The following is a 13,066-nucleotide window of genomic DNA, read 5'->3' as shown; positions in this document are numbered from 1 at the left end:
AAAAATGGCTCAAGCGCTGACAGTTGCTTTATGGGCGGCCGGGACGGTTTCAGCCTCGCGCTGCGCGGCATCGTGGTAGTCGAGGTATGAACGCTGGATGGCGATGTGATCAGCCACGTACTTGGCGTCGTGCCAAACGCCCCAGATGAACGAAGACCCGCGACGGGACTGCCACGGCAGGCCGAGGAAATACACGCCAGCTTCGCTCGACACGCCGCGTTGATGCTGCGGTTTGCCGTTGTCGTCGAAGGCATCAACCTTGAGCCAGCTGTAATCCGTGGCAAAACCGGTGGCCCAGATGATCGAGGTCACGCCGGCCTTGGCCAGGTCGAGTTCAAGAATCGGGTTAGTCACACAGTCTGGGTCGGAAAAGGTAATGCGCGCTTCAGGCTCTTCCGGCAGGTCCAGGCCGTTGCGCTCGATGTAGGCGTCAGCCGCGTTGAGCAGCGCCAGATAGTTCTCATCGCCGCGTGCCAGGTTCTCGGCAAGGTTCGATTGAAAAGCCGCTACGCCGCCATTGAACGATTGGGTCAAACCCACCAGCGTCATGCCGCGATGAGCCAGCCCACGGAAGTCCACCGTGCGGCCGCCATGTGCGCCGCTGACCGCGATGGTGACGTGTTCCCGGCCGGGTTTCATGGCCGCCTGATCCCATTCGCCGAGCACACCCAGCCACCAGCAGAAATCACGGTTGCGATAGGCGCGAGGAGGGCGATCGTGTGCGCCGACCGAGAGGTAAACCTTCTTGCCGGCACGCTGCAACTCATCGGCGATTTGCACGCCCGACGAGCCGGCGCCGACCACCAGAACAGCGCCTTCGGGCAGCTGCGCTGGATTACGGTATTCAGCCGAGTGGATCTGCAAAAATGGTTGATCTTTCGGCGCGATTGGCGGGATGACAGGGCGCTGGAAAGGCCCGGTGGCAGCCACCACGCGGTTGGCCTCGATCACGCCCTCTGAGGTTTCAATGGTGAAGCCCGGGCGACCGACATTGCGCTCAACCTTCAGCACGTCCACGCCGGTGCGGATCGGGGCGTTGAATTTCTTGGCATAGGCTTCGAAGTAGTCGGCAACCCGCTCTTTCGGGGCAAAGTCGTCGGGGCTGAGGTCGTCGAAATCGAGACCGGGAAAACGGTCGTGCCAGGCCGGACCGTTGGCCACCAGTGAATCCCAGCGCCCGGTGCGCCAGCGTTCGGCGATACGGTTGCGCTCCAGCACCAGGTGCGGCACGCCGAGTTTGCTCAAGTGTTCACTCATGGCCACACCAGCCTGACCGGCGCCCACAATCAGCGTATCTGTTTTTATTTTTTCAGTGGTCATCTCAATACCCTTCGAAGTTGGATTTAGGTCGGTAACGGCCTGCCATTTCTTGGGGTCAAGACTAGGGATCACCCTGGTATCGGTAAAATATTATTAAGCTGGCATTTGAGTATAAATAACTGATGCAGAGCGTTTGGTTCGGTGGCTCTCCCTTTAAACGCTAGGCGCTGGCATCGGCTTCATGCTCGTCGGCGAAGGCCATGAGCACTTCCAGATCGAGTACATCCAGCTTGATTCGGGAAATAAAAGCGGAGAACGCCAGGTTGGCGGCGAGCAGACGCAGATCGGAGGCCCAGGCCGGGACATGGACCGGTCCCTGGAGCCAGCCGGACTCGAAAAGCGGCGCCAGGCGAACGGTATCCCCCAGACTGAGGCGCCCGGCGAACAAATGGCCCACCAGTTCCGGCCGGTTGTCGCGGATCGCGATGCGCAACAGGGTATGCACGCCGAGCAAACCGGTCAGGTAGGCGGCATCTTTGGTGAACGCCGTACCGCCGCGCAGGTCGGCGCCGCGGAACACCCGCTGGGTCGAGCGGAAGGACTCCTCCTGTGACTGACCGGCCGCGAGAAAGCCTTCGAATACCTGGATGAAATCGGCGCCATCCAGCGCCTGCTGGACAGCGAGCACGCGCAGGGCGAGGCGGCGCAGGCGGTTGATGTCCATGCTGCCGGTGAACAGCTCGGCCAGGGTGGCGATGCCCTCCTGAGTCTGGGTCGTGCGTGGCGCCCCCAGACCCAGGCTTTTGAGGTTGGGTTGCAGCGCGCCGTTTTGTGCGGTGGCGACATGCACGAAGGCCTCATGCTGCAACAGCTGGTTCTTGTCCAGTTCCGAGAACAGGGCGCTGGCACGCAGGCGGATGCGACTGGCCCCGGCGATGGCCTTGGCGGCCAGGGTCGGATCGAGCACGACGGTGATCCGGCCCGGGCCGAAGAAGCGGTCCAGTTCCGGCTGCATCCAGGCGGCGAAGACTTCGGCCGGGATCTCGGCCGGGCACGGTGGAATCCGGGCCCCGCCCAGAAGGGCGTCGGTGGTCTTGAGGAAGAATTGGGCCGCGTCCAGCATGCTCAGTTTCAGGCGCGAGTAGTAGAAGTCCGGGCGTCGGTACAGCGCTGACGAATACTGCGTAAAGGCGGGTGTGCCAATGGCACCGAGCATGCGCCCCGCCGTGGCATAGCTGCGCGCCGTCATGGCGAGGTGGCGCCCGGCCGGATGACCCTCATCGCAGCGGCCGATAAAGGCTTCGAAGGCGGCGATGTCGGCGCTGTGCTCGCGCGGGCGCAGTTGGACCTTGGGCAGTTCTGCCTGCCCGGCGCGCCAACGTGTCAGGAATGCTTCTTCGACCCCATCCGGCCAGGCCAGGGCCTCCAGCACGCGGATCTTGCGGGCCAGTCCGGGTAGAGCGGCATCGAGTTCGGACAGGGGAGCGGCGCTCATGGAGATATCCTTGGGAAACAAGGTTCAATCGCAAAAGTTTAGTCGTTGTCGATGCATCCCGTTGTTAGAGGTCAGGTCTGAACTAAGCTGTTCGGTGTGCTTGCGGATGCCGGGTCTTGGCCATCCTGGCACGGCTGAAAACCAGGACCACGCTGACGCAGCCGCCGTGGCGAGGATGAGCGCATGCAAAGCGCTGGAGAGCAAAAGCGGGCCCGTGTACTTGATCCGGTCGATCGTGTCACGGAGGTCATCTTCGGCCTGCTCAGTCTTGCGACGGCCGTCACCGGCGCTGTGCTAATCACCGCGATCATCGCGCTCGACGGGTGAGCAAATCGCAACCTACGCTGTTTACCTATCGGCGATTGGCATCTATGAGGTCTTGGTCATGGCAAAGGACAAGAAGAAAGCCCCTAGGCGCAATGCTGTTGAAAACCCGAAGCTGAAGAACAAGGATTACCTTGAGCAACTGCGCGGCTTGCACGTGGAACTGGTCAAGTTACAGGAGTGGGTAAAAGCCAAGGGCATCAAGATCTGTATCGTTTTCGAAGGGCGCGATGGCGCTGGCAAGGGCGGGACGATCAAGGCGATCACCGAACGCGTCAGTCCGCGCGTCTTTCGGGTGGTGGCGCTAACGGCGCCGAGTGATCGAGAGAAAAGCCAAATGTATGTCCAGCGTTACCTGCCGTACCTGCCCGCGGCTGGCGAAGTGGTGATCTTCGATCGCAGTTGGTACAACCGGGCGGGTGTCGAGCGCGTGATGGGGTTCTGCACCAAAGCGCAGGTTGCCAGTTTCCTGAAGACAACGCCTCAGGTGGAGCGTGCAATCGTCGACTCGGGCGTGATCCTGCTCAAGTATTGGCTGGAAGTCAGCGAAGACGAGCAGACCCGCCGGCTTCAGGCGCGCATCAAGGACGGACGAAAAATCTGGAAACTGACCCCCATGGATCTCAAGTCATACAGCCGTTGGTATGACTATTCACGCGCGCGTGACGACATGTTCAAGGCAACCGACACCGAACATGCCCCATGGCGGGTGGCCAATTCCAACGACAAACGGCGGGCGCGCCTTAACATCATCACCGATTTGCTCAGCCGTATCCCGTACAAGGATGTCGCACGCGATGAGGTGATATTGCCCAAACGGCAGAAGCCAGGCGGCTATCGCGACCCGGATTATCCGCACCGGCGAGTGCCCGAAAAATTCTGACGGGCACGTTTAAGCGAATCGGCGCTGTACACCTAAAGGCCACAGTTCTATGAGCGATTCGGACTCTTCGCCTCCCGTCCCGGAACCGGGCCGTATTGCACGCCGGGATGCCGGCGACGAAACCGGCTGGGGCCGCTGGCTTCCTGGACTTCGCACGCTGCGCGGGTACCAGGTTGCCTGGTTGCGTCACGACATCATGGCCGGGCTGGTGCTCACCACGATGTTGGTGCCCGTCGGCATTGCCTACGCCGTGGCATCGGGCGTACCCGGCATCTATGGCCTCTACGCGACCATCGTTCCGCTACTCGCTTACGCATTGTTCGGGCCTAGCCGGATTCTGGTGCTGGGCCCGGATTCCTCACTGGCCGCCGTTATCCTGGCAGTCGTCCTGCCCCTGTCGGGCGGTGACCCGCATCGCGCCGTCGCCCTTGCTGGCATGATGGCGATCGTTTCAGGAACCGTGTGCATCCTGGCGGGCATCATGCGTTTGGGCTTCATTACGGAGTTGCTTTCCAAGCCGATCCGCTACGGGTACATGAACGGCATCGCGCTGACGGTTTTGATCAGCCAACTGCCCAAGTTTTTCGGTTTTTCGATTGAGTCCGACGGCCCGCTGAGAAACATATGGGCCATCGTCACCGCGGTGATGGAAGGAAAGACCAACTGGACCGCGTTTATGATCGGCGCAGCCACCTTGGCCGTGATCCTGCTGCTCAAGGGCTACAAGCGCGTGCCAGGCATCTTGATCGCAGTGGCAGGCGCGACCGTCGCCGTCGGTGTGCTGGACCTTGCCGCGCGTGCGGGGGTGTCGGTCCTCGGTGCTCTTCCACAAGGTTTACCGGCGTTCGCCATCCCCTGGATCACCCGCGCCGATATTGTCCCGGTGCTCATCGGCGGTTGCGCCGTCGCCCTGGTGTCGTTTGCCGACACCAGCGTGCTCTCGCGTGTCTATGCGGCGCGGACCCGTACCTACGTGGACCCGAACAAGGAGATGGCAGGGCTCGGTTTTGCCAATTTGGCGGCTGGATTTTTCCAGGGCTTTCCGATCAGTAGCAGTTCTTCACGCACCCCCGTGGCCGAAGCCGCAGGCGCCAAAACCCAGTTGACCGGGGTTGTCGGCGCGTTGGCCGTTGCCCTGCTGCTGGTAGTGGCGCCGAACCTGTTGCAGAGTTTGCCCAGCAGTGCACTGGCAGCGGTCGTGATCGCGTCGGCCATCGGCCTGATTGAAGTCGCCGACCTGCGACGCATTTATCGCATCCAGCGCTGGGAGTTCTGGTTGTCGATCGTCTGCACCGTCGGCGTGGCCGTGTTCGGTGCGATCGAGGGCATCGGGCTGGCCATCGTGATCGCCGTCATCGAATTTCTGTGGGATGGCTGGCGGCCGTATTCCGCGGTGCTGGGGCGAGTCGATGGCGTTAAGGGCTACCACGACATCCAGCGCTATCCCGACGCGCACCTTATACCCGGCCTAGTGCTGTTTCGCTGGGATGCGCCGTTGTTCTTCGCCAACGCCGAACTGTTCAATGACCGAGTGCTTGCCGCAGTAGCGGCATCGCCTACGCCCGTGCGCTGGTTGGTCATTGCGGCGGAACCCGTCACCAGTGTGGACGTGACCTCCGCAGACGTGTTGGCTGAACTGGACGACACCTTGCACGCGGCGGGCATCAAGTTGTGCGTGGCCGAGATGAAGGACCCGGTCAAGGACAAGCTGAAGCGATTCGGGCTTTTCGCGCGGTTTGGCGAAACGGCGTTCTTTCCAACCATAGGCAATGCCGTCGACAGCTACCTCGTGATCCATCCGGTGGATGGGGCGCACTGAGTGATACTGGCGTCACTCAGCGACGGTCGTTCTCAGCGTTATCCAGATTGACTGGATCGCCTGGTTTGACGCCGAGTTTGTCTTGAATATCCTTGAACATCGCGTCGTATTCCTTGTGCCCGCGCATGATGAGACTGGCATTGGCCGGCACACCATGCTTGACCGCGGCCTTTGCCACGCGGCTGGCAAAGTTGAAGGCCGTGTCGCGGTGCATATCGAATTCTTCAGTGAAGCTTTTACCGGATACCGCTCCGTCCATCTTGAAGTGCATCAGCATGCCTTCCTTGGGGTCGCGGCGGACTTCATAGAAGACATCAATGTTGTATTCCGGGACTCCGGGAGTGCCAGGAGTATTAGTACGGTTCAGGTGACCTGGCGTGAACATGAGAGGCTCCTTTCGGGTGGATGGCTACCTTCTTGGCATCGGCTGGATTCGAGGTTCGATTGAGACCAAATGACCTGGATTTCAGTCCATGGAAATCGCATTAACGGAGCGTGTTCCATAGTCTGGTGCTATCAATTTGTAGCAGCGCAAAATCTCCCCTTAGAGCTTAGGTGATTGCTTGGGGTTTTCTACTTTCAAGGTGCACGAAAAGAGTTCCCAGACTGAAGGGGCAGTACCGGACAACGACTGTCAGGAGCAACCGGAGCCGACGTATCTACTGGATTGAAAAGGCTCTCTTGTCAGGTATTGAAGTCTGCCCAATGATCAGGTGCCTAATGACGAGCTTTCTTTTCTACGCAGGATTTGGATGGGATGAGAAAGACTAAATCTGTATCAACTATGTCAATACCCGCCTGTGAAAGCAGCGTAGTAACCTGGCCACGATGATGGGTTTGATGGTTGAAAAAATGCATGACCAGACTGTAGAAATCCTTATCGGACACTACACCTTTCATGCTGGCGTAATGGAGAGTGTGGTCCAGATCTGACTCTGTAATAGAGTGAGCCCATTCGACGATTATCTGATCGAGTCTCTCTCGATGCACTGAGAGCTCTGGAACAGTAAAGAACAACAATTGGTCGAGGCTTTCCGGATCGCAAAGTTGCCTCACCGGCTCCAGTGCCGAGTGGTCCGCTGGATGCTTGGCGAATCGCTTTAGCCACACAGTGTCTCCGATTGCCAAGTGGTTTAGCGTCCCGAGAATAGACTTGAAGAACGCTTTCCTATCGGCTGAGAGCTCATCATCGGACAAGCACCTGGTTGCCCCATAGATCTTTGCGTTCATCCATTGGTTATAGGTCGCCATCAGGCAGATGTGGTCGGTGCGGCTCATGTGTTCATCCTTTGAATATGTGTTCGCATACCCCATGCGAGGCCGGGATGTTATCGCCTCCAATGCGGAGCAGCTACTGAAGTTGGCAGACCAGGGACTCGGGCGCTGATGCACCCACTGGCTGCATTTGAGCGGTGGCTGCCATTGGCAATCGATCGCGCAAGCGCGCCATCCCAGGGTGACGCTAGTTGCCAAAGCCGACCCGCTGAATGCGCTGCTAAAATGCACGCACCCGTTCCGATTCTGGAGAACCAAGATGATCAGCAAAAACACGATTTGTCTGTGGTACGACGGCACCGCGTTGGACGCTGCGACGTTCTACGCCGAAACCTTCCCGGACAGCGAGGTGGGAGCGGTCCTTCGCGCGCCTGGCGACTATCCGGCGGGCAAGCAGGGCGATGTCTTGACGGTCGAGTTCACGGTGATGGGCATCCCTTGCCTCGGACTGAACGGAGGTTCGGCGATCAAACACAACGAGGCTTTTTCGTTCCAGGTTGCAACCGACGACCAAGCCGAAACGGATCGCTTGTGGAATGCGATTGTCGGAAATGGCGGCCAGGAAAATGTATGCGGCTGGTGCCAGGACAAGTGGGGGTTGTCATGGCAGATCACACCACACGTTTTGACGGCCGCGATAGCCAATCCTGATCAAGCAGCGGCCAAGCGTGCGTTCGACGCCATGATGGAGATGGGAAAGATCGACATCGCTGCGATTGAAGCGGCTGTTAAGGGTTAACCAGCGCTGCTGGGGGCCGGGCGCTTGGACAGGTCGAATGCTGGCCTGTGCTGAAGCTTGGCACTGGACCGGGTAACTGTAACCGGCAGCATTTGACCCAAAGACGACCCTAACCTCATTGCGCAACCCACTTCTCCAGCAACACTATCTGCCCATGACCTACACACCCCGCACGTACAAGATGTATTCCTACATGACCGCTTCTGGCGGGCCATGAGGTCATGCGTGCTAGAACCTGACGTATTAGCCAAGGCCCCGCCAGAAATGGACGGGGCTTTTTAGTTCTCCGTCCGCCGATGGCTAACGGAGATTGAAATGTTAGAGATCAAACGAGCCCATCAAGGCGATTGCCGGACGGCATTCGACATTCGCCGTCAAGCGATACGGCATCAATGCATCGGCGCCTATACCCCTCAGCAACTGGACGTCTGGACGGCAGGGGCCGCTGAGGACGGATATTGCGACCTGATGGGAAAACACTTTTATCTGGGGTGTATTCAGGGAGAGCCTGTGGCGACAGGCATGCTTGATCTGGAGAGGCGTGAAATCGGCGCGATCTTTGTCCTGCCTGGCTTTATGCAGCGGGGCATTGGCAAGCGCATTCTGGATTACCTTGAGTGCCTGGCGCGGGATTTGGGGCTGGAGGAAGTTCAACTGGACGCTACGTTGAACGCCGCTCACTTCTACCGGCGATGCGGTTTCGTCAGTGAGCAGACGGCTATTTACCATTCGCCCTCCGGCCTGCAACTCGCTTGCATTCCGATGGTGAAGGCGCTTTTGCGTTCTTGAGCGGCTACTTCGCTTTCCAGTGTCCACCACCCGACTCGCAATCAATCTTCGCCTGATTCAAATACTCAGCGTCGTAGTAGTACGTAGTCACTTGAGCATTGGCGGGAATGTTCAGCGATTTGCTGTTCTTGTCCTTGCTGGTGGAGTGAGGGTTGGCCAGCGATTCTTGCGTCAACGTCGCGATACACGTGGCCTGAGAATGATCGGCGCACTGTTCGACTTTTTTCTTGGTGCTGGCCAGCATGTCTTTACTCTCGTTGCTGCATGACCAATCGATGGCGTTCACCGGCATGCCTTCGTACTCATAGCAGCTATGAGATTCCACCACTGGAACGGAAGGGCTTTGAGAGCGGGTCAGCACGTCACAGCCTTCAGCCATGACCAGGGTGGGACTCAGGCTGGCAAGCAAAAACAGCAGTCTACTGTTCATCGGGATTTCCTCTCCAATGGCGCCTTGTTTGATCAAAGATCAGCGCTGATAGGGTTTCGAAAGCGCGATGAGGCGCAGGGTTCCATTGGATTTTCAGATCCGCTGTGGAGGGGGCGCAAAAAGCGCAGGCCCGATGGTATGCTCGCTGCGCCAAGCGCTGGCAATCCAGGGAACACTCTTTAAGGAAGGGGATGGCGGATGATCGATTTCAACAACAAAGGCTTTTTCAAACTCAAGCAAAACAACGAGTACGCGGAGCGAGTCACCGCGCTGCTGCTGGACGGCGAGCAGGTCATTGATGCCTATAAATCCATGCGCGACGGCGTGGTGTTTACCAACAAACGAATCATCGCGGTCAACGTCCAAGGCATCACCGGCAGCAAAAAAGACTTCACTTCGTTGCCTTACAAAAACATCGTCGCTTACTCCGTGGAAACCTCGGGCACCTTCGACCTGGATTCTGAGCTGGAAATCTACTTCTCGGCGCTGGGCAGAGTGAAGTTTGAATTCACTGGGAGGACATCGATGGTCGAGATTTCCAAACTCATCTCACAGCATCTGTTGGGCTGAGTTTTTAGGCTTCGTGACAGTTTTTCAGAGGTAAGAATGGACGCATGGACACTGCATTGGCTGGAAGCCTCGGGGAGTCTTGCTGAACTTCGCTCCGATCTGATCGGCGAGTTTGACGCCGCTTACAAGACGGTCTCCCGTCTGATGACGCCTCCGCGACTTGATGTGTTGATCCAGCGGCTCCCTGGCGAGACCATTCCTGAGATGGGCCTCGTGGGGCGGGCTTATCGAAGCACCATGTTCACGATGACCATCGACCCGGACAACCCGAATTTTCTGCCAAGTCTGCGCACTGGCGCGCTGCATCGACAGATTGTCCATGAAGTCCATCATTGCTTGCGCATGGCGGGCCCTGGCTACGGTTGGACGTTAGGAGAAGCCTTGGTCAGCGAGGGACTTGCCGGACAGTTTGTCCGGCACTTGCTCGGTAATGACCCAGAGCCTTGGGAGTGTGCCGTCACCTGCGCCGATCTGCTTCGCTCACCTGTAGGCCTGAAGACCCTTGAGTCCACGAACTACAATCACGCAGAGTGGTTCTTCGGTTTTGGTGCTCACCCAAAATGGCTTGGCTATACGCTCGGTTATCAGATGGTTGGGCGCTGGCTTGCGTCAATGGGCGAAATCGATGCTTCAACCTGGATCAACGTACCCGCACAAAATATTGTCGCCTCAGCGCTTGAGGAAGGCCTTGTGTTGCTCAAGCCCGACGACCGTTAAGACATTCAAGCCTGGGAGCTGCGAGATGACTCAAACACTGGAACGCGCCATTGCCATCGCCGCCACTGCGCATGAGGGGCAGGTCGACAAGGGCGGAAACCCTTACATCCTGCATCCGTTGAACGTCATGTTGCGGGTCACGACGCTGGAAGAACGCATCGTCGCGGTGCTGCATGACGTGGTTGAGGACTGCGGCATCAGCCTTGATGACCTGCGCAAGGAAGGCTTCAGTGAAGCCGTTCTGACAGCCATCGAATCGGTCACTAAAGTGCCGGGTGAGTCCTACGAAGTGTTCGTCGAACGCGCGGCGCAGAACCCGATAGGCCGGGTGGTGAAACTGGCGGATCTGGAAGAGAACAGCGACTTGTCGCGGATCGCGCAGCAGTCGTGGGAAGACCTGGAGCGAGTTGAAAAGTATCGGCGGGCGATTGGCGTGTTGCGTTCCTGACGAGAGGAACAAATAGGTCCGACCCTCAGGAATCCCGTTATCCTAAAATTGCCCGGACCAGTTCACAATGGCTCTTCAGGTCATCAACAAAAATGCGAAGCCATCTGCCATGTATAACGGACCTGAAGGAGTGTTCCATGTAAGTGGGGCGTTGTTCTGGCGGAGCTCATTTGCTTGGTTTTTCCAAAATATAACCCCCCCATTCCTTCCAGTTCCATCATTCATAGGAAATATAGGGGAACATGCCCATATTTCATCGTTGGCATGGATAGGTAATGGCCAATATTTTTGAGCAATTGCTGCAATCTCGGGGGTGTAGAGGGGAGAAGCCACTAAAGGGCGACCACCAGCACTATTCATGATGTCGATTGCTGCAGGATAGGGAATGGAATTTGATCCAGACACATAGTGCATCCGTAGGATGAAGTTATTTAGGCAGCTTACGGGCACCCTCTTTTCTTGCCCCCCAGCATCTTGCACCAAGACAGTTGTCGATCCGTTGCGTTGGCTAATTATCAATCCCTCGTCAGTGACGATGGCGACGGCAGGATCACTGGATGTGTAGATGTAGGGGGGCGTTCCCCCCGATGCTCTACGTTGTTGGGTGGTGCCAGTGGGGTGATTGCCAGTCAATGGCCAATTAAGATTAGGCTCGGCCGTTATGTTGAGCCCACTCAGCATGAGTGGAGAAGTGTCCACAATCAATTCTAATGCCACGGTGAAGGTTCGCACGGCTGAGGTCTCGCCCGAGCCATACAGCGCTTTGGCGGTGAAGCTGTGGTGCCCCTCGCTCAACCCTGTAACCTGTTTGATCCAGACGCCCGACACCGGGTCGGCGGGGGCTTCTCCTTTCCTGGCGGTGCCGTCAAGGATCTCCACCTTCTGGCCTTTGCTGGCGGTGCCGGTCAGGGTCACGCTGGTTTCGATCGTGCTGCCGTCCGGGGGAATATCGATCCCGCTCGGCGCGCCTTTGACCGAGGCGATAGCGGGCTTCTCATCTATCACTCCCTCGCCAATCACCCGCGCCGTGGCCGTCCGGGACGTGGCGAGTGGCACGCCGCCTCTGATCAGTTGATAGCTGACCCGCACCACGCTGTTGGCCAGCACCTTGTCGTTAGGCACCTCTAGGATGCAGGGCTTCTTCTGCCCAAACTCGTCGACCTCGACGCTACCGAACACCGGCACTACCACATCCGCTTGCCCGGGCAATGTGGCGATGTAGGTCGCGCTGATGCTGTCGCCCGGCTGAAAGCGAGGATCGTGGGTGAGGACGATCACCAGCAGCGGATTGCTGCCCAGTTTTTCCAGGTCGATGGTGTTCGGCTCGTCGGTCGGGTCGTTCTGGATTTCCCGCAGGATCGGTTCCGGCAACCGATTGCCCGCCAGGTCCACGTCGACGACCTGGGTGGCCGACCACGGCGAGTTAGGGTCGGGGTTGTTACCCACCTGGTCGGTGACCGTGTAGGAAAACTTGAACTGCGCATGGTCCTGGGCGCTTTCCAGGTCCGCGCGAGTGACGGGGAAATATACCGAGACCGGGGTCGCCGAGCCCGGCAGCGGGGCTTCGAGCGGAGTGACGTCGTGGTACACCGGAAAGCCGTTGCAGTTCAGCCAAATCCGGTCGTAGGCCCGGCAATAGGGGTAGGACACGCACACCTGGGCACTGACGAAGTCGGGACCGACGCCGTTCTTGATGACGTCGGGCAGGATCAACTCCAGCTCGGAGTGGCCGTCGACACCTGGATCACGGTCCACGTTGCCGGGCCGGATGGCGTTGTACAGCATCTCCAGCGGCGGCTCGGAGGTGCCCATGTTCTGGCTGCCACGCGTCACGGTGTAAGTGAGGCGGTTGATGAAGTCCGGCTGCAGCAGCTTCTTCGGCAGATACAGGGTGCTGATCGCATTCTCCTCGCCGGGCTGAATAATCTTGCCGGCAAGGCCTGTTTGCCCGTTCATGTTGAGCGTGATTACGTCGCCAAGCTGTAGACCCAGCGGTGGATCAACGTGAACCTCCAGGCCCATGGGTTCCAGGTCATAAATGCGCAGCGGGACGCCAAGATGAGCCCCCACCACCGGTTCTGTTGCGGCGGGGATCCTGGGTGGAAACAGTGCCAGCACGGTGTTGTCGGCCAGTGAATTGTCGAGCGCACTGAAGTCCAGTGGCGTGATGTCAAGTGCACTCATATCCACCGGGATGATGCCGGATGGGTCGGATTGATCATTCATCTGAAGCCGCTCCTTCGCCTGTAAGTCCGCCATAGACAGCAGACTGATGGGGGCTATCAGACACCTGACAAGGACCGGCTGACTACTGTCA

The 13,066-nt window shown here is 58.5% G+C and carries 14 protein-coding genes; 8 read left to right on the top strand and 6 right to left on the bottom strand.

All coding sequences use genetic code 11. The annotated features are described in order from the left end of the window. Positions 1 to 9 precede the first annotated feature (9 nt). The gene (locus tag QFX16_RS16780; RefSeq protein WP_283180571.1) at positions 10 to 1,320 is read right to left on the bottom strand and encodes a flavin-containing monooxygenase; all 1,311 of its coding nucleotides are present in this window, start codon (positions 1,318 to 1,320) and stop codon (positions 10 to 12) included. Between the two features lie 160 nt (positions 1,321 to 1,480). Beyond that, positions 1,481 to 2,755, bottom strand: coding sequence for a peptidase MATCAP family protein (locus QFX16_RS16775; RefSeq protein WP_283180570.1), 1,275 nt, complete (start codon positions 2,753 to 2,755; stop codon positions 1,481 to 1,483). A gap of 183 nt (positions 2,756 to 2,938) precedes the next feature. On the opposite strand from QFX16_RS16775, the gene QFX16_RS16770 reads away from it, so the two are divergent. Genes QFX16_RS16770 through QFX16_RS16760 form a run of 3 tightly spaced genes read left to right on the top strand, consistent with a single transcriptional unit; the run spans position 2,939 to position 5,781 of the window. Further along, positions 2,939 to 3,082: a hypothetical protein gene (locus QFX16_RS16770; protein ID WP_283180569.1), complete on the top strand. Its 144-nt coding sequence runs from the start codon at positions 2,939 to 2,941 to the stop codon at positions 3,080 to 3,082. 58 nt (positions 3,083 to 3,140) lie between these two features. Further along, positions 3,141 to 3,962, top strand: a complete 822-nt coding sequence (ppk2, locus tag QFX16_RS16765; protein ID WP_283180568.1) for a polyphosphate kinase 2 — start codon at positions 3,141 to 3,143, stop codon at positions 3,960 to 3,962. A 49-nt stretch (positions 3,963 to 4,011) separates the two neighbouring features. Further along, positions 4,012 to 5,781, top strand: coding sequence for a SulP family inorganic anion transporter (locus QFX16_RS16760; protein ID WP_283180567.1), 1,770 nt, complete (start codon positions 4,012 to 4,014; stop codon positions 5,779 to 5,781). A gap of 16 nt (positions 5,782 to 5,797) precedes the next feature. Here QFX16_RS16760 and QFX16_RS16755 read toward each other — a convergent pair whose 3' ends face one another. Further along, the gene (locus QFX16_RS16755; RefSeq protein WP_283180566.1) at positions 5,798 to 6,166 is read right to left on the bottom strand and encodes a DUF5064 family protein; all 369 of its coding nucleotides are present in this window, start codon (positions 6,164 to 6,166) and stop codon (positions 5,798 to 5,800) included. Between the two features lie 332 nt (positions 6,167 to 6,498). After that, entirely contained in the window at positions 6,499 to 7,059 is a 561-nt protein-coding gene (locus QFX16_RS16750) for a DinB family protein (protein ID WP_283180565.1), read from the bottom strand. A 256-nt stretch (positions 7,060 to 7,315) separates the two neighbouring features. On the opposite strand from QFX16_RS16750, the gene QFX16_RS16745 reads away from it, so the two are divergent. Together QFX16_RS16745 and QFX16_RS16740 are read left to right on the top strand one after the other, a co-directional pair. After that, a complete protein-coding gene (locus QFX16_RS16745; RefSeq protein ID WP_283180564.1) occupies positions 7,316 to 7,795 on the top strand; it encodes a VOC family protein in 480 nt (159 codons plus the stop codon). Positions 7,796 to 8,110: 315 nt separating this feature from the next. Continuing rightward, entirely contained in the window at positions 8,111 to 8,584 is a 474-nt protein-coding gene (locus QFX16_RS16740) for a GNAT family N-acetyltransferase (RefSeq protein ID WP_283180563.1), read from the top strand. Positions 8,585 to 8,588: 4 nt separating this feature from the next. On the opposite strand, the gene QFX16_RS16735 is transcribed toward QFX16_RS16740, so the two are convergent. Next, positions 8,589 to 9,014: a hypothetical protein gene (locus tag QFX16_RS16735; protein WP_283180562.1), complete on the bottom strand. Its 426-nt coding sequence runs from the start codon at positions 9,012 to 9,014 to the stop codon at positions 8,589 to 8,591. Positions 9,015 to 9,212: 198 nt separating this feature from the next. On the opposite strand from QFX16_RS16735, the gene QFX16_RS16730 reads away from it, so the two are divergent. From QFX16_RS16730 to QFX16_RS16720, 3 genes are read left to right on the top strand one after another with little or no spacing between them, the layout of a single operon-like run. Further along, positions 9,213 to 9,584, top strand: a complete 372-nt coding sequence (locus QFX16_RS16730) for a PH domain-containing protein (RefSeq protein ID WP_046049313.1) — start codon at positions 9,213 to 9,215, stop codon at positions 9,582 to 9,584. 36 nt (positions 9,585 to 9,620) lie between these two features. After that, entirely contained in the window at positions 9,621 to 10,301 is a 681-nt protein-coding gene (locus QFX16_RS16725; protein WP_283180561.1) for a DUF2268 domain-containing putative Zn-dependent protease, read from the top strand. 25 nt (positions 10,302 to 10,326) lie between these two features. Then, a complete protein-coding gene (locus tag QFX16_RS16720; RefSeq protein WP_283180560.1) occupies positions 10,327 to 10,749 on the top strand; it encodes an HD domain-containing protein in 423 nt (140 codons plus the stop codon). 75 nt (positions 10,750 to 10,824) lie between these two features. On the opposite strand, the gene QFX16_RS16715 is transcribed toward QFX16_RS16720, so the two are convergent. Then, positions 10,825 to 12,975, bottom strand: a complete 2,151-nt coding sequence (locus QFX16_RS16715) for an immunoglobulin-like domain-containing protein (protein WP_283180559.1) — start codon at positions 12,973 to 12,975, stop codon at positions 10,825 to 10,827. Positions 12,976 to 13,066 lie beyond the last annotated feature (91 nt).

Source organism: Pseudomonas svalbardensis, assembly GCF_030053115.1.
Lineage (GTDB): Bacteria > Pseudomonadota > Gammaproteobacteria > Pseudomonadales > Pseudomonadaceae > Aquipseudomonas > Aquipseudomonas svalbardensis.
The sequence above is the reverse complement of the archived record's forward strand: the minus strand, read 5'-3'. Positions and strand labels throughout refer to the sequence as shown.